Annotated in this window: 18 protein-coding genes, 1 tRNA gene, 1 other RNA gene and 1 riboswitch; of the genes, 12 read left to right on the top strand and 8 right to left on the bottom strand. The window is 57.5% G+C overall.

From position 1 onward, the window contains the following. The first annotated feature begins 160 nt into the window (after positions 1-160). The 5 genes from AC6EI9_RS09605 (at position 161) to thiC (ending at position 4,565) form a co-directional block, all read left to right on the top strand. Positions 161-952: a tetratricopeptide repeat protein gene (locus AC6EI9_RS09605; protein WP_498467564.1), complete on the top strand. Its 792-nt coding sequence runs from the start codon at positions 161-163 to the stop codon at positions 950-952. Continuing rightward, complete coding sequence (locus AC6EI9_RS09600) at positions 949-2,121, top strand: amidohydrolase (protein ID WP_498467563.1); 1,173 nt, start codon at positions 949-951, stop codon at positions 2,119-2,121. Before AC6EI9_RS09605 ends, AC6EI9_RS09600 begins: the two co-directional genes overlap by 4 nt. After that, positions 2,118-2,348 carry a DUF3188 domain-containing protein gene (locus tag AC6EI9_RS09595; RefSeq protein WP_115127010.1) on the top strand — a complete coding sequence of 77 codons (231 nt, stop codon included), beginning with the start codon at positions 2,118-2,120 and terminating at the stop codon, positions 2,346-2,348. The genes AC6EI9_RS09600 and AC6EI9_RS09595 overlap by 4 nt, the downstream gene beginning before the upstream one ends. Before the next feature lie 4 nt (positions 2,349-2,352). Beyond that, positions 2,353-2,979, top strand: coding sequence for a HEAT repeat domain-containing protein (locus tag AC6EI9_RS09590; protein WP_498467562.1), 627 nt, complete (start codon positions 2,353-2,355; stop codon positions 2,977-2,979). Between the two features lie 31 nt (positions 2,980-3,010). Next, positions 3,011-3,119, top strand: a riboswitch (TPP riboswitch). 45 nt (positions 3,120-3,164) lie between these two features. Continuing rightward, the gene (thiC, locus tag AC6EI9_RS09585; RefSeq protein ID WP_115127009.1) at positions 3,165-4,565 is read left to right on the top strand and encodes a phosphomethylpyrimidine synthase ThiC; all 1,401 of its coding nucleotides are present in this window, start codon (positions 3,165-3,167) and stop codon (positions 4,563-4,565) included. Positions 4,566-4,637: 72 nt separating this feature from the next. Here thiC and AC6EI9_RS09580 read toward each other — a convergent pair whose 3' ends face one another. The 4 genes from AC6EI9_RS09580 to acpP all read right to left on the bottom strand — a co-directional run bounded on the left by AC6EI9_RS09580 (position 4,638) and on the right by acpP (position 9,252). Beyond that, positions 4,638-5,576 carry a UDP-glucuronic acid decarboxylase family protein gene (locus AC6EI9_RS09580; protein WP_498467561.1) on the bottom strand — a complete coding sequence of 313 codons (939 nt, stop codon included), beginning with the start codon at positions 5,574-5,576 and terminating at the stop codon, positions 4,638-4,640. A 79-nt stretch (positions 5,577-5,655) separates the two neighbouring features. Then, entirely contained in the window at positions 5,656-7,665 is a 2,010-nt protein-coding gene (tkt, locus tag AC6EI9_RS09575; RefSeq protein WP_498467560.1) for a transketolase, read from the bottom strand. Between the two features lie 85 nt (positions 7,666-7,750). Beyond that, the gene (fabF, locus tag AC6EI9_RS09570) at positions 7,751-8,998 is read right to left on the bottom strand and encodes a beta-ketoacyl-ACP synthase II (RefSeq protein ID WP_498467559.1); all 1,248 of its coding nucleotides are present in this window, start codon (positions 8,996-8,998) and stop codon (positions 7,751-7,753) included. 11 nt (positions 8,999-9,009) lie between these two features. Then, a complete protein-coding gene (gene acpP, locus AC6EI9_RS09565; RefSeq protein ID WP_066910276.1) occupies positions 9,010-9,252 on the bottom strand; it encodes an acyl carrier protein in 243 nt (80 codons plus the stop codon). Positions 9,253-9,420: 168 nt separating this feature from the next. Between acpP and psaC the strand changes: the two genes are divergently transcribed. Both psaC and glmS read left to right on the top strand, forming a co-directional pair. Then, positions 9,421-9,666 carry a photosystem I iron-sulfur center protein PsaC gene (gene psaC, locus AC6EI9_RS09560; protein WP_006850103.1) on the top strand — a complete coding sequence of 82 codons (246 nt, stop codon included), beginning with the start codon at positions 9,421-9,423 and terminating at the stop codon, positions 9,664-9,666. 65 nt (positions 9,667-9,731) lie between these two features. Further along, complete coding sequence (gene glmS, locus AC6EI9_RS09555) at positions 9,732-11,636, top strand: glutamine--fructose-6-phosphate transaminase (isomerizing) (RefSeq protein ID WP_498467558.1); 1,905 nt, start codon at positions 9,732-9,734, stop codon at positions 11,634-11,636. On the opposite strand, the gene AC6EI9_RS09550 is transcribed toward glmS, so the two are convergent. Continuing rightward, positions 11,623-13,095, bottom strand: coding sequence for a mannose-1-phosphate guanylyltransferase/mannose-6-phosphate isomerase (locus AC6EI9_RS09550; protein WP_498467557.1), 1,473 nt, complete (start codon positions 13,093-13,095; stop codon positions 11,623-11,625). The genes glmS and AC6EI9_RS09550 overlap by 14 nt on opposite strands. Before the next feature lie 64 nt (positions 13,096-13,159). Further along, positions 13,160-13,702 (bottom strand): ribosome maturation factor RimM, encoded by a 543-nt coding sequence (rimM, locus tag AC6EI9_RS09545; protein ID WP_498470004.1) that lies wholly within the window; start codon positions 13,700-13,702, stop codon positions 13,160-13,162. A gap of 75 nt (positions 13,703-13,777) precedes the next feature. Here rimM and AC6EI9_RS09540 point away from each other — a divergent pair, with 75 nt between their 5' ends. Both AC6EI9_RS09540 and AC6EI9_RS09535 read left to right on the top strand, forming a co-directional pair. Further along, positions 13,778-13,960 carry an NAD(P)H dehydrogenase subunit NdhS gene (locus AC6EI9_RS09540; protein ID WP_066910270.1) on the top strand — a complete coding sequence of 61 codons (183 nt, stop codon included), beginning with the start codon at positions 13,778-13,780 and terminating at the stop codon, positions 13,958-13,960. A 5-nt stretch (positions 13,961-13,965) separates the two neighbouring features. Beyond that, entirely contained in the window at positions 13,966-14,793 is an 828-nt protein-coding gene (locus AC6EI9_RS09535; RefSeq protein WP_498467556.1) for an ion transporter, read from the top strand. On the opposite strand, the gene rnc is transcribed toward AC6EI9_RS09535, so the two are convergent. Beyond that, entirely contained in the window at positions 14,775-15,476 is a 702-nt protein-coding gene (gene rnc / locus AC6EI9_RS09530) for a ribonuclease III (protein WP_498467555.1), read from the bottom strand. The genes AC6EI9_RS09535 and rnc overlap by 19 nt on opposite strands. Before the next feature lie 92 nt (positions 15,477-15,568). Here rnc and AC6EI9_RS09525 point away from each other — a divergent pair, with 92 nt between their 5' ends. After that, the gene (locus AC6EI9_RS09525; RefSeq protein ID WP_498467554.1) at positions 15,569-18,100 is read left to right on the top strand and encodes a M10 family metallopeptidase C-terminal domain-containing protein; all 2,532 of its coding nucleotides are present in this window, start codon (positions 15,569-15,571) and stop codon (positions 18,098-18,100) included. 162 nt (positions 18,101-18,262) lie between these two features. On the opposite strand, the gene rnpB is transcribed toward AC6EI9_RS09525, so the two are convergent. After that, an RNA gene (gene rnpB / locus AC6EI9_RS09520) (RNase P RNA component class A) lies at positions 18,263-18,648 on the bottom strand. A 22-nt stretch (positions 18,649-18,670) separates the two neighbouring features. Here rnpB and AC6EI9_RS09515 point away from each other — a divergent pair. Continuing rightward, a tRNA-Arg gene (locus tag AC6EI9_RS09515) sits at positions 18,671-18,744 on the top strand. 209 nt (positions 18,745-18,953) lie between these two features. Continuing rightward, positions 18,954-19,310 (top strand): DUF8670 family protein, encoded by a 357-nt coding sequence (locus AC6EI9_RS09510; protein WP_186990039.1) that lies wholly within the window; start codon positions 18,954-18,956, stop codon positions 19,308-19,310. The last annotated feature ends 6 nt before the right edge of the window (positions 19,311-19,316 follow it).

The raw sequence follows: 19,316 nt of genomic DNA, 5'->3' as shown, positions 1-19,316 counted from the left end.
AACTGATCTCGATACGCTGGCTCAGCTTCAGAAGCACCTGTCACCAGTGGTTACTCCTCTGTCGGCCAGCTTGATCGTCTGAAGCGTACTTTTGCAGAGAGGCGGTCTTGATGTCGGCACTTGATTTTCAACACTTTTTGGATGCACAGGAGCCGATGAGATGAGGTGGAAGCGGGGTCTGTTCGGCTGGTTGGCATCACTGCTGGTTCTGCTCATCCCTATCTCGGCGGAAGCGTCTGAGTTGGATTCGCTGCCTCAGTTGTTCGATCGTGCTCTCGCTCTCAGCCGTGCCGGCGACCCCCAGCAGGCACTGCCGGCCTGGAATCAGGTGCTTGATCTTGCTCCTAACGATGCGGCAGCTTGGAGCAATCGCGGCAATGTACGCCTGATGCTGGGTGATCCGGAGGGTGCCATTGCTGATCAAACTCGCTCCATGGAGCTAGCTCCCAACGACGCCGATCCCCATCTCAATCGTGGTACCGCTGAAGAGGCTTTGCAGCGCTGGTCTGCAGCAGCAGCCGATTATGACTGGATCCTGGAACGAGATCCGAGTGATGCTTCAGCTCTCTACAACCTCGGCAATGTGCGTGGATCAGAGGGAGAATGGCAGGAGGCTCAGCGTCTTTATCGCTTAGCTGCTGATTCAAGGCCAGGTTTCGCGATGGCCAGATCCAGTGATGCTCTGGCTCTCTACCAACTCAACGATCTGAAAGAAGCAGAACGAAACCTGCGCAATCTGATCCGGCGCTATCCATTGTTCGCCGATGCGAGAGCGGCTTTGAGTGCTCTGCTCTGGAGTGAAGGTTCGCGTGGTGAAGCGGAAAGTCATTGGGCTGCTGCCTCAGGTCTTGATCCCAGTTATCGCGATGCCGCCTGGCTGGCCGAGGTGCGTCGCTGGCCGCCACGGCCGATTGCCGATCTCGAGCGCTTTCTTGCTCTGGAGGTGTCATGAACCTCACTGCCACCTGGGCTGAGCGTCTGGATGCTCTTTTGCCGGAGCTGATTGAGTTTCGCCGTCATCTGCACGCCCATCCTGAGCTCAGTGGGGAGGAGCACCAAACTGCAGCGCTGATCGCCGGTGACCTGCGGGAGCTCGGTTGGCGGGTTCGTGAAGGTGTTGGTCGCACGGGTGTGGTTGCGGATCTTGGGCCTGAGCAAGGGCCAAAACTTGGTCTGCGGGTGGACATGGATGCCCTACCCATCGAGGAGAAAACAGATTTGCCCTTCGTCTCCCTACGGCAGGGAGTGATGCATGCCTGTGGTCATGACCTGCACAGCACCGTTGGGTTGGGGGTGGCCCGATTGCTGGCAGCTGAGCCTCAGCTACCCGTTGGTATGCGTTTGTTGTTTCAACCTGCTGAAGAGATTGCTCAGGGTGCTCGCTGGATGCGCGAGGCAGGAGCTACAGAGGGGCTTGACGCTCTGTTCGGTCTGCACGTTTTTCCCTCCTTGCCGGTGGGAACTGTGGGTTTGCGCAGCGGCAGCCTGACGGCCGCGGCAGGCGAGCTGGAGATTGAGATCAACGGCCAGGCTGGCCACGGTGCCAGACCCCATCAGTCGGTGGATGCGATCTGGATCGCTTCGAGGGTGGTCACCGGCCTACAGGAAGCCATCAGTCGCAGGCTTGATGCCCTGCAGCCAGTGGTGGTGAGCTTCGGGCGCATCGAAGGAGGCAAGGCGTTCAACGTGATTGCCGATCAGGTCACCCTGCTGGGAACGGTGCGCTGTCTCTCCAATGAGCTTCACGATCATCTGCCCCATTGGATCGAAGAAACCGTGCGAGCTCTTTGTGAGGGTTTCGGTGCAACAGCAACGGTTCGCTATCGCTGTATTGCTCCGCCGGTTGACAACGACATCAGACTCACTGCACTGCTGGAGCGCTGTGCCATCGAGCAGCTTGGCCCGGATCAGGTCTTGCGTTTGGAACAGCCATCCTTAGGCGCTGAAGATTTCGCAGAGTTGATCAGGGATGTGCCGGGCATGATGTTTCGTCTCGGTGTGGCAGGCCCTGAGGGATGTGCGCCGCTTCACAACGGACACTTTCTGCCTGATGAACGCTGCCTAGGGATCGGAATCCGGGTGCTCACAGCAACGATGCTGGCCTGGGAACCGACGACATGAATCGTCCGCCTCGCACTCGTTTGCATGTTTTGTTGTCTTTGGCTGCACCCTTGCTGGTGTGCCTGGGCGTCTTAGCGCTTGTTCAGCGGGAGGGCACCGAGCGTTGGCAGTCTGTTCCTGCCATCCTGGTCGGCTCTGGCTTGGTGATCCATGCAGTAGTGGGTCGTCGCCGACGGCGGCACAAGCTGCTGGTGGCCTTGCGAAGCAGTCGTTTTCAGGAGGATTGAATTGATGGCGTCCACACCGCAGCAGCCTCAGGGCGGTGAACCTGATCTGAAAGCCCTGAAAGAGGCGATCGGTTCTGGTGATCCATTGCGAGCCATGCCGGCTCTCACTCAGTTGCGATTCTGCAGTGATGAAGATGCTGTTCCTCTGTTGGTGCTGGGCAGTGAGCAGGAGGCTTTTCTCGTGCGCTCCTTGAGCTGCAGCGGTTTGGGCTACAAGCGCACCGAGCAGGGTTGGACCGTGTTGGAGCGGCTGCTGCGCAGTGATAGCGATGCGAATGTGCGTGCCGAAGCTGCCAATGCCCTGGCCAGCTATGGCGTTGCTCGAGCCTGGCCCTTACTCAAGGCTGCATTCGATGCCGACAGTGCATGGCTTGTGCGCTGCAGCATTCTTTCGGCTCTGGCGGAACAGCCTGAGATCGATTTCGGTTGGCTGCTCGATCTGGCCAGTGCAGCGATCACCGATGACGACGGAACGGTTCGAGTCAGCGGAGCCGAAATTCTGGGCCGGATTGTTCGTGAAAGGGCTGAGCAACCCATTGGTGAGCAAGCCAGAGCGCTGCTGATACCACTGCAGCAAGACAGTGACCACCGGGTTGTGGCAGCTGCACTGAACGGATTGCAGCTGCGTTGACGGTGTGTTCTCAACGGCGTTGCTAGTAATTGGGCACCACTAGGGGTGCCTTGGATCGTTCGCGATCCACCTGGCTGAGATCACACCCTCTGAACCTGATCCGGGTCATTCCGGCGATAGGGAAGTGACCAATGTGATCTTCGGTTAGCTGGCTGGCCCCTGGCAGTTCCTTCGCTGAATGGATCATGCGTGCTTCCTGGGTTCAGTCCCGTCGCGGACAGTCCAACGTTTCCCAGATGCATTTCGCCCGTCAGGGCGTGGTGACCGAGGAGATGGTCTACGTGGCCAGGAGGGAAAACCTTCCTGAAACCTTGGTGATGGAGGAGGTGGCACGGGGCCGCATGGTCATCCCCGCCAACATCAACCATGAAAATCTTGAGCCAATGGCGATTGGGATCGCCAGCAAGTGCAAGGTGAATGCAAATATCGGCGCATCTCCCAATGCCTCGGACGCCGAGGAAGAGGTCAAGAAGCTGAATCTGGCGGTGAAATACGGTGCCGACACCGTGATGGATCTGTCCACCGGCGGCGTGAATCTTGATGATGTTCGCACCGCGATTATCAAGGCTTCACCCGTGCCAATCGGCACCGTTCCTGTGTATCAGGCGCTGGAAAGTGTGCATGGTTCGATCGAACGTCTCTCGGAGGATGATTTTCTCCACATCATCGAGAAGCACTGTCAGCAAGGAGTCGATTACCAGACGATTCACGCTGGCCTGCTGATCGAACATCTGGTCAAGGTGAAAGGCCGTATCACCGGGATCGTCAGCCGTGGCGGCGGCATCCTCGCCCAGTGGATGCTTTACCACCATCGTCAGAACCCTCTTTACACCCGTTTCGACGACATCTGCGAAATTTTCAAGCGCTACGACTGCACGTTTTCACTGGGTGATTCCTTGCGGCCTGGTTGTCAGCACGATGCTTCGGATGCGGCGCAACTGGCTGAGCTGCACACGCTTGGTGAGCTGACACGTCGAGCCTGGGAGAAAGACATTCAGGTGATGGTTGAGGGTCCAGGCCATGTGCCGATGGATCAGATCGAGTTCAACGTCAAGAAGCAGATGGAGGAGTGCAACGAGGCGCCTTTCTATGTTCTGGGCCCTCTGGTGACGGATATCGCTCCTGGTTATGACCACATCACCTCAGCGATCGGTGCGGCCATGGCTGGCTGGCATGGCACGGCAATGCTTTGCTACGTGACACCAAAAGAGCATCTGGGGCTTCCCAATGCCGACGATGTGCGTGAGGGCTTGATTGCTTACAAGATCGCAGCGCATGCAGCTGATATCGCTCGGCATCGCCCCGGTGCGCGTGATCGAGATGATGAGCTCAGCCGGGCTCGCTATGCCTTTGATTGGAACAAGCAGTTTGCGTTGTCTTTAGATCCTGAGCGAGCCAAGCAGTATCACGATGAAACTCTGCCTGCCGATATCTATAAGCAGGCTGAATTCTGTTCGATGTGTGGCCCCAAGCACTGTCCGATGCAGACCAAGATCACCGATGAGGATCTTGAAGGCTTGGAGAAGGTGCTGGAAGTGAAAGGTGGTGCTGAATTATCCGGGGTGAAGATGGATAAGGCTGAATGATTGAGCTTTGCTCTGAATCACTGCCAAGAGCAAAATTGATTGCTTTTGGTGGTGATTCATTGGGCTGGTGATTTATTCGGCTTTCTTTTCGAGTGCTTTGCGGAACCAGTCAATGGTTGGTTTGAGCCCTTCTGCGAGCGGAATCTTGGGCTCCCAGCCCAATTCCCGCCTGGCCAGATCAATCACGGGTTGACGTTGGAGTGGGTCATCCTGCGGCAGGGGCTTGCTGATCAGTTCCAGGTTGGGATTGATCTGATCGCGTACGAGCTCGGCTAACTGTCGGATCGTGAATTCATTGGGATTGCCAATGTTGACCGGGCCAGTTTTGTCCCCATTCATCAGTCGAATCATGCCTTCAATCAGGTCATCCACGTAGCAAAACGATCGGGTTTGATTGCCATCTCCATACAGCGTCAGCGGTTTTCCCTGCAGAGCTTGAACGATGAAGTTGCTGACAACCCGTCCATCATTCGGAAGCATGCGCGGGCCATAGGTGTTGAAGATGCGCATCACCCGGATCTCTGTAGCGTGCATGCGCTGGTAGTCGAAACAGAGGGTTTCGGCGATGCGTTTTCCTTCGTCGTAACAGCTGCGGATCCCGATTGTATTCACACAGCCTCGATACTCCTCCGGTTGGGGATGAACTTCTGGATCTCCATAAACTTCGCTAGTGCTAGCAAGTAAGAATCGTGCGCCAACGCGTCTTGCAAGCCCAAGCATGTTGTAAGTGCCCAGGAAGCTTGTCTTGGCTGTTTTGATTGGGTTGAATTGATAGTGAATTGGAGAGGCTGGGCAGGCTAAATGCCAGATCCGATCAACTTCTAATTTGATTGGTTCTGTGACATCGTGGCGAATCAATTCAAAGCTGGGATGTCCTATCCAATTGCTGATGTTTGCTTTTCTTCCGGTGAAATAGTTGTCCAGGCAGATCACTTCTTCGCCGGCTTCCATGAGGCGATCAGTTAAGTGGGAGCCAAGGAACCCTGCGCCGCCAGTAATGAGATTGCGCATTTGATCGAAACGTCAATGGTGCTGATCAAAAAAAAGCGGAGGAATGCATCCTCCGCTTTTGCATTTGCCTAAACCGTGCTTAGCCCAGCAACGCTTTGGATTTAGCGACCACATTCTCCACGGTGAAGCCGAACTTCTCCATGCAGGTGCCTCCGGGAGCGGATGCACCAAAGCGGTTCATCGTGACGCTGTCGCCATCGAGGCCGATGAAACGGTGCCAGCCAAAGGATTCTGCGGCTTCCACGACGATGCGTTTGCGAACAGAGCCGGGAAGAACTTCTTCCTTGTAGGAATCACTTTGTTCGTCAAACAGTTCGACGCAGGGCATGGAGACCACGCGCACTTTGTTGCCATCGGCGCTGAGCTGTTTGGCGGCTTGTACGCAGAGGTCAAGTTCGGTGCCGGTACCGATCAGGATCAGATCGGGCGTTCCATCACAGTCTTCGAGGATGTAACCACCCAGGGCCACTTTCTCAATAGAGGAATTGGCTTGATTGACCATGCCTTGCCGGCTGAGGCACAGCGCACTGGGACGGTGACGGTTGCCGATTGCGAGTTTGTAAGCGCCGCTTGTTTCGTTGCCGTCGCCGGGTCGGAACACCAGCAGACCTGGCATGGCCCTCAATGAAGGGATGGTCTCAATCGGTTGGTGGGTAGGTCCGTCTTCGCCAACACCAATTGAATCGTGGGTGAGCACGTAAATCACACCCAGTTCACTCAGAGCCGAGAGGCGCATCGAGCCGCGCATGTAGTCGGCGAACACGAGGAAGGTGCCGCCGTAGGGGATCAAACCACTGTTGTGATAGGCGATCCCGTTGAGCACAGCTGCCATGGCGTGCTCTCTCACGCCAAAATGCAGATACCGCTTCTCGGGGGTCTCTGGCTGGTAGGAACCTGTTTCGCCCTTGATGTCGGTGTAATTGGAGTGGGTGAGGTCGGCAGATCCACCAATCAGCTCCGGCAGATTGGGGCCCAAAGCACCCAGACAGATCTGGGAATGCTTTCGTGTGGCAAGTCCCTTGTCGTCTGGTGTGTAAGTGGGCAGATCCTTGTCCCAACCTTGAGGGAGTTCGCCGCGCAGCATGCGCTCAAATTCGGCTGATTCCGTCGGGTACTTGGAGCGGTAAGTCGCCAGGGTTTGATTCCACTCGGCCTCCAGGCTGGCGCCGCGATCGATGGCCTGACGGAACTGGTCGTAGGCGTCTTGAGGTACTTCAAACGGACCGTAGTTCCAGCCCAGTTGCTTGCGGGTCAGTTCCGTTTCTTCGTCACCGAGGGGAGCACCGTGCACACCCGCTGTGTCGCTCTTGTTGGGTGAGCCGAATCCGATTGTGGTTGTGATCTTGATGATCGAGGGCCTGTCGGTGACGGCTTTGGCTGCTTCGATGGCCTTGGCGATGGCATCGACATCCGTGTTGCCATCAGCCACATGCTGAACATGCCAGCCGTAGGCCTCGTAGCGCTTGAGCACGTCCTCGGTGAAGGACACGTTTGTGCGCCCATCAATGGTGATGTGGTTGTCGTCGTAGAGGGCAATGAGCTTGCCCAGCTTCAGGTGGCCAGCTAAGGAGGCTGCTTCGGAGGACACACCCTCCTGGTTGCAGCCGTCACCCATGATCACGTAGGTGAAATGATCAACAACAGTGGCGTCAGGCTTGTTGAATTTCGCCGCAAGGTGAGATTCGGCGATGGCCAGACCAACTGCGTTGGAAATACCGGCACCAAGGGGGCCTGTGGTCACCTCAATGCCGGGAGTTTCGAATGTTTCAGGGTGTCCAGGAGTTTTGGAGCCCCATTGCCGGAACTGTTTGATGTCATCGATCGACACGGAGTCGTAACCGGTGAGATGCAGCAGTGCGTACTGCAACATGCAGCCGTGACCGGCCGACAGCACAAAGCGATCTCGGTTGAACCACTTGGGGTTCTTCGGGTTGTGGTGCAGGAACTTGTCCCAGAGCGTGTACCCCATCGGGGCACAACCCATGGGCAGACCTGGGTGGCCGCTCTTGGACTTGTTGATCGCATCAACGGCCAGCATGCGAATGCTGTTGATGCAGAGGGTGTCGAGAGATGCGGGCGCGGCGACCATGGCGTGAGATTCGAGAAGCAGTAAGGAGTTGGATCAGTCTGAAACAGCACGGTCAGCGTCACCGAGGTGAACCTGACCTCAGGATTCAGTTCATGCGCTGAAAGGCAAGGCAGACGTTGTGGCCGCCAAAACCGAACGAGTTGGATAACACTGTTCCCAGTGTGTGCTCGCGGGCGGCGTTGGGCACCACATTCAGATCACAGTCGGGATCGGGATTGGTGTAGTTGATGGTGGGAGGGACAACATTGTGCTGCAGAGCAAGCACACAGGCCACGGCTTCGATGCCGCCGGAGCCACCCAGGAGATGTCCGGTCATTGATTTTGTGGAGCTCACAGGAATCTTCTGGGCGCGTTGGCCGAGAGCACTCTTGATCGCTGCGGTTTCGTTGCTGTCGTTTGCCGGGGTGCTGGTGCCGTGGGCATTGACGTAGTCGATGCTGTCAGCACTCAGGTTTCCGTCCTCCAGGGCGAGGCGCATGGCGGCTGCCCCGCCGACACCACCGGGGGTTGGTGAAGTGATGTGGTGCGCATCACAGGTGGTTCCGTAGCCAACGATTTCGGCCAGGATCGTGGCGCCGCGGGCCTGGGCGTGACTGAGGGTTTCAAGCACCAAAATGCCTGATCCTTCACCAATCACAAAGCCGTCGCGTTCTTTGTCAAATGGTCGGCTGGCGGTGGCTGGATCATCGTTGCGGAATGACAGTGCCTTGGCACTGGCGAATCCAGCCACTCCCAGAGGAGTAATGGCCGACTCTGCCCCACCGCAGATCATGGCGTCGGCCTTGCCCATTTGCAGCAGACGGAAGGCATCGCCGATGGCATTGGACCCCGCGGCACAGGCCGTGGCGACAGCTGAGCTTGGCCCCTTGGCTCCGAGCGCGATCGCTGCCAGGCCCGTGGCCATGTTCGGGATCATCATCGGCACCGTGAAGGGGCTGACTCGCCCTGGCCCTTTGCCCTCGAGAACGTGGGCTTGGGTTTCCATCGTGAGCAGTCCGCCCACTCCTGAGCCGATGCTGACACCGATCCGCTCGGCGTTGGCTTCGGTGATCTCCAGCCCTGCATCGGCAAGAGCCTGTTTGGCCGCAACAACTCCGAATTTGCAGTACCGGTCCCAGCGCTTGGCTTCCTTGGGCTCAATGAATCCTGTTGGATCGAAATTTTTCACTTCCGCCGCAAATCGGCAGGCGTGCCGAGAGGCGTCAAACAATGAAATTGATGCCACCCCATTCCTGCCGGAGGTGAGACCGGACCAATAGTCGGAAACGCTGTTGCCGATCGGTGTCACCGCGCCGAGGCCGGTGACCACGACGCGTTGGAGACCCTCCACCATGCTGCCGATCCTCAGGCCTGCTTGTCTTCGATGTACTTAACGGCGTCGCCAACTGTGGCGATGCCTTCAGCGGCTTCGTCGGGGATTTCGATGTCAAAGGCTTCTTCCAGTGCCATCACCAGCTCGACGGTGTCGAGTGAGTCGGCGCCGAGATCATTCTGGAAATTCGATTCGGGCTTGACTTCGCCGGCATCGACGCTGAGCTGCTCAGCCACGATCGAACGGACTTTTTCGAGGATCGCTTCCTGGGACATGGCCGTGAAGACGGGACGCCGCATCTTACGGGCTGGCCTCTGTCTTTCCAATTTTGGGCTCGAAGAACTGCCTGGCGTTAACAACGGTGACGGCCGGGCGCGCGCTCGGCCTCAGTGTCGCCAAGGCCCAGTACGTTATTGCCAAGTCACCTGCTCTCAGAGGGATTCATGTCCCACGCCGTCAAGATTTACGACACCTGCATCGGTTGTACCCAGTGTGTTCGTGCCTGTCCTCTGGACGTGCTCGAAATGGTGCCGTGGGATGGCTGCAAGGCTGGTCAGATCGCGTCCTCTCCCCGCACAGAAGATTGCGTTGGTTGCAAGCGCTGTGAAACCGCATGCCCAACGGATTTCCTCAGCATCCGCGTCTACCTCGGTGATGAGACCACCCGAAGCATGGGCCTGGCCTACTGAACGTCTCGTTCGTTTTCTCGTTCAATTACCCATAAGCTCGGCCCGGCATTGCCGGGCTGTTTTGTATGTGCGGAATCGTTGCGGTGATCGGCTCCAGAGAGGCAGCACCGCTCCTGCTTGAAGGGCTGCGACAACTGGAATATCGCGGTTACGACTCCGCTGGCATCGCCACGATTGAAACGTCGGCAAACGATGCGAATGCCAAGTTGCACTGCATTCGAGCTAAGGGCAAGCTCGTCAATCTCACCGCAAGGGTGGAACAGGAGGGTGCGCCAGGTTTTTGTGGAATCGGCCATACCCGCTGGGCGACGCACGGCAAGCCGGAGGTGCACAACGCCCATCCCCATTGCGATGGTGCTGGTGATGTGGCCGTGGTGCAGAACGGCATCATCGAAAACCATCGGGCCCTGCGTGACGAGCTCACGAACGCTGGGGTCAGCTTCCGCTCAGACACTGATACCGAGGTGATCCCGCATCTGGTCTTCGCGGAGCTGCAGCGTCTGTGTGCTGCTGGCCAGCCTGCTGAGGGCAACACGCTGTTACGGGCCGTGCAGGTCGTGTTGCCAAGGCTTCAAGGCGCCTACGCCCTGGCGGTGTTGTGGGCAGAGGTCCCCGGTGCTGTTGTGGTGGCTCGCAAGGCGGCACCATTGCTGATCGGTTTGGGCGAGGGCGAATTCATCTGTGCCAGCGATACGCCTGCGCTGGCTGGCTTCACCCGCACCGTCCTGCCGATGGAGGACGGTGAGGTGGCGTTGCTCAGTCCGCTTGGCATTGAGCTCTACAACGATGTTGGTGAGCGTCAGCAGCGCAGTCCGTCGCTGCTCAGCGGCCAGGAGCATGTGGCCGACAAGCGCCAGTTCCGCCATTTCATGCTCAAGGAGATTCATGAGCAGCCGGAGACCGCACGCCTGTGGGTCGAGAGGCATCTGCCGTTGAATCTGCAGGCTGCCAATCCCGTGGCCTTGCCTTTCGACGATGCCTTTTATGCCGACATTGAGCGCATCCAGATCCTGGCTTGTGGAACGAGCCGGCACGCGGCGCTTGTGGGAGCCCATCTGCTGGAACAGTTTGCGGGGGTGCCAGCCAGTGTTCATTACGCCAGTGAGTTCCGTTACGCGCCCCCGCCGCTGGCTGCCTACACGCTCACGGTCGGCGTCACCCAATCCGGTGAAACGGCCGACACCCTGGCTGCTCTGGCCATGGATGCTGACCGGCGGCGGGTCCATGACGATCCTGCCTATGCCCCACGTCAGTTAGGTGTGACCAACCGGGTGGAGAGTTCTCTGGCACGTCAGGTGCCCTACATCCTTGACATCGGTGCAGGCATCGAAGTGGGGGTTGCAGCCACCAAGACCTTCCTTGGCCAGCTTTTAGCGTTCTACGCGCTGGCCCTGGCCTTTGCGGCGCGCCGCGGCACCCGAAGCGAAGCCGAGATCGCTGCCCTGGTCAATGAGCTGCGCGGTTTGCCTGATCAGCTCAGTGCGCTGGTGAAGCAGCATGATCAGTGTTCTGAGGCGATGGCCCATCGTTTCGCTGAAACCCAGGATGTGATCTTCCTGGGGCGTGGCATCAACTACCCGATTGCATTGGAAGGCGCTCTCAAGCTCAAAGAAATCAGTTATATCCACGCGGAGGGTTACCCCGCAGGTGAGATGAAACATGGCCCGATCGCCTTGCTCGACACGCATGTGCCGGTGATCTCGATTGCCGTACCAGGCGTGGTGTTCGAAAAAGTGCTCAGTAATGCCCAGGAGGCCAAGGCCCGCGATGCCCAGTTGATCGGTGTTGCCCCCATTTGCGCTGACACGGAATTGTTCGATGAATTGCTGCCGGTGCCTGAGGTGAGCGAATGGATCAGTCCTTTGCTCACGGTGGTGCCGATGCAATTGCTCAGCTATCACATTGCGGCCCATCGAGGCTTGGATGTTGATCAGCCACGCAACTTGGCCAAGAGCGTCACTGTGGAGTGATTGCCGCCCGCGCTGCTGCTTCCACATCGCTGCGGCCGTAGACATCGTCGAAGCGCACGATGTCGTCTTCTCCCAGATAAGCGCCGCTCTGCACCTCGATCAGCTCCATGGGGATGCGCCCAGGATTGGTCAGTCGATGTTTGCAGCCCAGTGGGATGTAGGTGCTCTGGTTCTCACCAACCAGCTCAGTCGTCCCGTCGCGTTCCACCAAGGCCGCTCCACTGACCACGATCCAGTGCTCAGCGCGGTGGTGATGCATCTGTAGGGAGAGGCTGGCTCCTGGCTTCACTGAGATGCGTTTCACCTGCCAGCGGCTGTCTTCCACCACGCCTGTGTAGTGCCCCCAGGGGCGATAGATCTTGCGATGTGCCTTGCCTTCTGGGCTGCCATCAGCCTCCAGCTGCTTCACGATCGTCTTCACATTCTGTGCCTGGTTGCGTTCCGCGATCAGCACGGCGTCGTCGGTTTCAACCACCACAAGATTTTCCACACCGAGGCCCACCACCAGACGGTGTTCGCTGCGCAGGTAGCAGTTGCGGCTTCCCTCACTGATGACTCTGCCGCGCAGCACGTTGCCGTCGTCATCGCGGTCGGCGGTTTCCCAGAGGGCACTCCAGCTGCCCACATCACTCCAGCCTGCGGCTAAGGGCATCACTGACCCGAGCTTGGTCTGTTCCATCACAGCCACATCAATGGCCACGTTGGGACATTTGGCGAAGGCTTCACGCTCCAGTCGCAGGAAGTCGAGGTCTGCCACATCCTGCTCAAGGGCGGCCCTGCAGCAGCTCACCACTTCCGGTGCCAGGCGTTCCAGCTCCGAGAGCATGGCGCTCGCTCTGAACAGAAACATGCCGCTGTTCCAGGTGAAGCGTCCGCTGGCCAGGAACTGTTCGGCAGTCGCCTGGTCTGGCTTTTCCACAAAGCGGGCGATTGGTACCGGTGTGAGGGTGTCTGTCTGCAGCGATTCAGCGGCCTCGATATAGCCATAGCCTGTTTCCGGAGCCGTTGGCACGATTCCGAAGGTCACCAGACGGCCTGCCTCAGCGGTCCTGCGACCGGCTTCGATGGCGCTGCGGAAGTGTTCGGCGTCACGAATGACATGGTCAGCTGATAACACCAGCAGAAGGGGGTCCTCTCCGTCGGCTGTGGCTTGCAGAGCTGCAATCGCCACCGCTGGAGCCGTGTTGCGTCCCATCGGTTCCAGCAGGATGGCACCTGGCTGGATGCCGATCTGGCGCATCTGTTCGGCCACGATGAAACGGTGGTCGTCGTTGCAGATCAGCAGAGGATCGCCCAGCGCTTCGATCCCTTCCAGACGTTGCTGGGTCTGCTGCAGCAGGGTTTCATCACCGTTGCCGCCGAGTGCCCAGTACTGCTTCGGGTAACTGGCTCGGGAGAGGGGCCAGAGGCGCGTTCCTGTGCCACCACAGAGGATCACCGGAATCAGAGGGGTGGTCACGGCACACGCTTGGTGTTTGGCGCCATTGTTGCGCAGCTTTTTCGCTGTTGTCACCCTGCAGGCGTCAGAGGTCCAGCAGTCCCGGCGGCGGGGTGATCAGCAGCCAACCCTCTGTTTGATGCACCTCAGGAACAATCTGCTCCACAAAGGGAATCAACAGCTTGCGCCCATCCGCTCGGGTGATCTCCAGCAGGTCATTGCCTCCGCTGATCAGATCGCTCACGGTGCCGACCACAGCGCTGTCGTTCGCATTGAGACGGGCTTCCAGACCTACAAGGTCGAGCAGGTGGAACTCTCCCTCCTCAAGTTCGGGCCTGTCGTTGGAACTCACCAAGAGCGTCTGACCCACAAGAGCTTCTGCAGCGCTGCGGCTGTCGACCTCCTTGAAGCGCACGATGAACAGACTTCTCCCCGGCAGTTGCCGACCGCTGGTCAGCGTCATTTCCTGTGCAGCGGCGCCTTTGCGCTGAAGCCAACGAGGCCCTGGCTTGGTGAAGCGTTCAGGGAAATCACTGGCCGGGTTCACGCGGAGCTCGCCGTTTAAGCCCTGCGCAGCCACCACCGTGCCAACGGCCAGCCATTCTTCGCCCGCTGATGCTGTCTGGATATCGGAGTCTGAGGCCACGGATGACAGCTCTGGAGGCACTTGTCGATAATGGCTCCACGACCGACCTGCGATTTCATGGCTTCCGCTGCTCCGATCCTGCCCGGTGCCACGGTGACGGTGGTGGATCAGCGCTCCATCTACAACGGATACACCGGTTTCGTGCAGCGCATCAGTGGGGATCGGGCCGCCGTGTTGTTTGAAGGTGGCAACTGGGACAAGCTCGTCACCCTGCGCCTCAAAGATCTCAGCGCCGACTGACGCCGATGGAGGTCGCTCTGCGCCAGAGGCTCCGGCGAGTCGTTCTTGATTCCGATACCCGTCCAGGCAGGATTTACAACCTGGTGATTTTCGGGACGATCCTGCTCAGCGTGGCAGGCCTGCTGGTTGAACCGCACCCGATGCGTGTTGCGACCCCTGGTGAAATTCCGTCTTGGGTGGAGGGGCTGGAGCGCCTCTGCCTTCTGGTGTTCATGGCGGATTATTTGCTGCATCTGTGGGTGTCACCGAAGCCCTTGGCCTATGCGCGCAGCTTCTACGGACTGATTGATCTGTCAGCCGTCCTGTTTTTTTTCGTGCCGCAGATTCGCAGCGGCCTTGTTTTGTGGGTCTTCAAGTTCGCCCGCGTGTTGCGTGTGTTCAAGCTGCTGCGTTTTCTGGATGAGGCGCAGATGTTGGGCCGTGCACTGCGCGCCAGCGCACGCCGCATTGGCGTGTTTCTGTTTTTTGTGGTGATGGCGCAGGTGGTGCTGGGGTATCTGATGGTGTTAATCGAGAGCGGTCATCCCGACACCCAGTTCCAGACCGTTGGTCAGGGCGTGTACTGGGCCATCGTCACGATGACCACGGTGGGCTACGGCGATTTTGTGCCCCAGACCGTGCTCGGCCGAATGCTGGCGGCCGTGGTGATGTTGCTGGGTTTCGGGATCATCGCCATCCCCACAGGCATCGTCACGGTGGAATCGATTCAGCAGGCCCGTCTGGACAGGCGTGCCTGCAGCAGTTGCGGTTATCGCGACCATCGCAGCGAGGCCAGCCATTGCGATCAGTGCGGAGCTGAGCTTGAGGGCGCTGCTCAGCTGCCAGTCAGCTGATCCAGCGCAGCGCGAGCAGCCTGTTGCTCGGCCTCACGCCGTGAGCGGCCCCATCCTTCTGCTGCCAGCTGCTGCGGCAGGGTCACCCTGCAGCAAAAGCGGCGCGGGTCACCATGGCGTTGGCTGATTTCTTCGCTGCTGTAGACGGGCAGGCCCAGGCCCTCTCCCTGACTCCATTCCTGCAGGGCGGATTTGCAGTTGCCGCGGTGCGGGTCGGAGAGAACGGCCTCAGCGCTGCGTTGCCAGTGAGGCGTCAGCCATTGCTGCACGGCGGCCAGCCCGTTGATTCGGTAAAGCGCACCGATCAGCGCTTCGCTGAGTTCTGCGCGGATGGTGGCTGCTGCAGTGGCGTCGCCACTGGCTTTGGGGCCGATCTGCCACCAGCATTCGATCTCGATGTTGGCGCCCAGCTCCGCCAACCAGCGGTCGCTTACCAGTTGGGCCCTGAGGCTGGAGCGTTCGCCCACGGGCATGTGGGGATAGGCGGAGGCGATGAATTCACTAGCGGTGAGACGCAGCACCGCATCGCCGAGAAATTCCAGCTGCTCGTGATGAGGGTTGAGACCACTGGAGGTATGGGTGAGAGCCTCCTGCAACAGGGCAAGGTCGGCCGGTTCAAGGTTTTTGCTGGGCTGGTTGAGCGCGTCCCAGAGCTGCTGCAGTGGCCGTGTTGTTTGGCTCATGTGGCTAGGACATTCCCCTTGCAGCAATACACAAAATCGCCACTGTCAGATTTCAGAACTACCTTGAAAAAGGTTGCTGGTTAAGGAGTCGTTTGGACGGAACCATTGACTCATTAGATGAGCCGATCCGGCTTTTTGGGGATGTCCCTGAAACTTTGGGAGATTCTGCTGCATCGCCTCAAGCAGCTGATCTCGGATTGGACGCTGATGGTGGCAATGACTTTTTCAGTGGTGCGGATTCGGGATTCGATGCAGCCGAACCAACAGCTGCCAGTGAATCATCAGGCCTTGCAACAATTGAAGCCTCTGCAGGTGCAAGCTCTGATCTGAACAAGGCTCCCGTTCATGAGCCTGTGCTGCATGCGGCTGGATGTGCCTGTGCGGCCTGCCGTGGTGGACCTGCAGATTCACAGCTGGGTTCCGGTGCAGGGTCTGGTGATGACCTGTCAGCCGCCTCATTGGGAACACTGGACCAGCTGTCTAACTATCTGGAAACGCAGTTTTGGAGCGACTTCGGGACAAGTAACCGTAATTTCAATCTTTCAGATACTGGTACTTACGCCAAAGATGGAGATCTCACTTACAACACCAGCGGTAATTCTCAGGATTCCGATGGTTTGAGCTCAGGTCGTGCGGACCTAGTGGATGAAGCTTTCAAATTATTCGAAGCCATCCTTGGTGTTGACTTCCAGACAACAACAGCCAGTGGAGCTGATTTTCGTTTCGGTGATAGCGACAGTGGTGCTTATGCATCTGCCACGCGTAGTGGAACTACTACCCAATATGCCAGTATTAATGTTGCTTCCAGTTGGCATTACGGCAGTACTGATCTCGGTGATTACGCATTCCAGACCATCCTGCACGAAATTGGTCATGGACTTGGTTTAGGCCATCAAGGCCTTTACAACGGATCAGGAAGTTATTCGACGGATGCTGACTTCACGAATGATTCGTGGCAGGCATCGATAATGTCGTATTTTTCGCAAACTGAGAATACATCGATTGATGCCAGTTATGCCTTTTTAAGTACACCCATGGTGGTGGACTGGATCGCTCTCGATGATCTTTATAGCGCTGATGGATATGGCATCAGTAATGCTTTTACTGATGACACAACCTACGGTTTTAATACGACAATTTCGGCGAGCACCAGCAAAGTTTTCAATGAACTGAAGGATTGGATTCCCTCCACCGCCTTCACTGTGGTCGATAGTGGTGGTGCTGACACGCTCGATTTCAGTGGTTTCTCTTCCACCCAGCTGATTGATCTTCGGCCGTCGGATGAGTCTGCAACCAATGTGTATGCCTCCAATATTGGTGGCAAGACGGGCAACCTCACATTTGCACCTGGCACTCTGATTGAGACTGCGATCGGTGGTTCAGGTTCAGACACGTTTCGGGGGAATAGTGCCAATAACAGCTTCGATGGTGGCGGCGGCACTGACGCAGTTCTGTATAGCGGTTCGCTCAGTGATTACAGATTGTCGCTGTCAGGCAGCAGCCTGCAGATCACTGATCTGCGTAGCGGTAGTCCGGATGGCACTGACACACTTGCCGATATTGAATCCGTTGATTTCAACGGGGATACGCGCAGCTGGGCAGCTTTGCTTGGTCTTGTTGACACCACGGCTCCTTCGATCAGTGGACCATCGGGGAGTGCTGGAGATTCCACATCATCGGTATCGGTGAATGAAAACACCACATCAGTGACGACATTCAGCGCGAATGAAAGTGTGACTTGGAGTCTGTCTGGAGGAGCTGATCAGGCGCGATTCAGCATCAATAGCTCTAGTGGTGCGCTGGTATTTGCGAGTGCTCCTGATTACGAATCACCGCAAGATTCTGGCAGTGATAACAGCTATGTGGTGATGGTTCGTGCGACGGATGCCTCGAATAATGCGTCGGATCAGACGGTCACGGTGAGTGTGCAGGATGTGAATGAATCTTCCGGCGGCGGTGGCGGCGGTGGCGGCGGCGGTGGCGGCGGCGGAGGCGGTGGCGGCGGCGGTGGCGGTAGTAGTACCCGTAGCGGTGGTGGTACCACCAATGTCGTGCAGTCCATTGAAAACACTGTCATCAACGGACGACGATATTTCACCAATGGAGTCGAAGTTTTGGGTGGTCAGTCAGCGATCAATTACGGCATGTTGGGCGGAAATGATTTTCTTGAAGTCGTCGGTGGTAAGAATAACTTTGCTAATGGAAATAATGGTGACGACCATATCGTTTTGCGAGGCGGAAAGGGCCGGTACTTGGGTGGCGAAGATAATGACAGGATTGAGGTATTCAGCTCAAAGTCTGGATCCTGGGTGAATGGAAATAATGGGGCTGATGTCGTGATTGGTTCTGTCGATGGCATGGTTTACAGGGGAGGAGCCCATAATGATCAACTTTTGGTGAGTGCTGGATTGGTGTGGGGTGATAAAGCCGCGGATACGTTCCACGCTGTAGCGGGCGCAGGAGTAGCGCAAGTTCAGGATTACACGGTTGGAGAAGATGTGATCAAGGGTGTGGCAGGAGGCGTTTTCATTCAGACTGATCAGGGGTTGTCTTATGGCGCTGGGGGTGATCAGATGTTACTGCTTTTGGGGGTCTTCAATCCCTCTCAGGTTACTGTGATTTAATCCAATTCCGATTACAACAGTAGGCTGTTATCTGATGAAATTTAAATTTTGATTCACTGGATGCCAGCCCTCGAGTTAATGAGCTGGGTTTTAAAAAATCAGCTTAAGTCTTGAATAATGAATCCTTCTAATGTGCTTGATCGCATCTTTCTTTATCCAAAAGTGTGAAAGCAGGTCATAAGCCGGGTTCTGTTCTCCTTCCCAAAGAAAGGGGGTGATCATCTATCTGGGACCGTCGTCTCCGGCGGCCTCTAGCGGCTCACTTGTCGGAACGGGACAGATGGCCAGTCGTCGTTCCTTGGCCTTGCTCCCAGCCGGGGTTTACCTAGCCAGCACCTCTCGATGCTGCTGGTGCGCTCTTACCGCACCCTTGCACCCTTGCCTGTGCCGGCGAACCAGCCATCGGCGGTGTGTTTCTGTGGCACTCTCCTCACGGTCACCCGCACTGGGCGTTACCCAGCAAGCCTGGCCATCGGGGAGCCCGGACTTTCCTCAACCGGATCTCAGCACTGGGCTGGAATTCGGTTGCGATCACCTCTCCTGCTTTCAAACCCCATAATGACCCTTGAGGGGGCTGTAGCTCAGCTGGATAGAGCGACGGTTTCCTAAACCGTAGGTCGTGGGTTCGAGTCCCGCCAGCCCCGTGATTCAGTCCTGTTTTGAGGCACTTTCGCAAGATTTCAGCGGCTGTTCTCCAGGCATTGAGTTGTTTGTCGCTCTGGTCTTCGAGCTCTGATGCTTGTCGGGCGCTACACCTGGGTTCGCGTGAACGTGTAGCGGTAGTTAGCACTACATTTAGTGGGGTAGCCAGGCTCGACGCCCTCGCTAGCGTTGTAGTAGTGAATCCGGCTCCATGACCCAGCTTCACGATTTACGGCTTCAGCTTCTGGTGCAACAGGAAAGCGAGCGCATCGCCGACTCGCAGCCCACCGAACTCGATCTGTCTGTGGTCCAGGCGCGTTGCCTCTGTTGGTTGGCTTTGCTGGCTGAAGCGCACGATGATCAAGCCAGTGACGCAGAACGTCGCGGTGATACAGAGCAAGCCATGGGTTGGTTTGCCGATTCCATGCGCTTGAGAGATGTGATCCAAGTGGTGACCTCGATCGAAATCCCTTTGCCAGGTCTTGCTGAAGGAGATGCTGACAACCGTTTTGATGGAGGTGGCGATAGCGACGGTGGGTTTTCGTCTGAGCCTCCTCTTGCAGCCTGATCAGAT

The organism is Synechococcus sp. MIT2312 (assembly GCF_059772315.1).
Note: the sequence above shows the minus strand (reverse complement) of the source record. Positions and strands in the feature narration are given on the sequence as shown.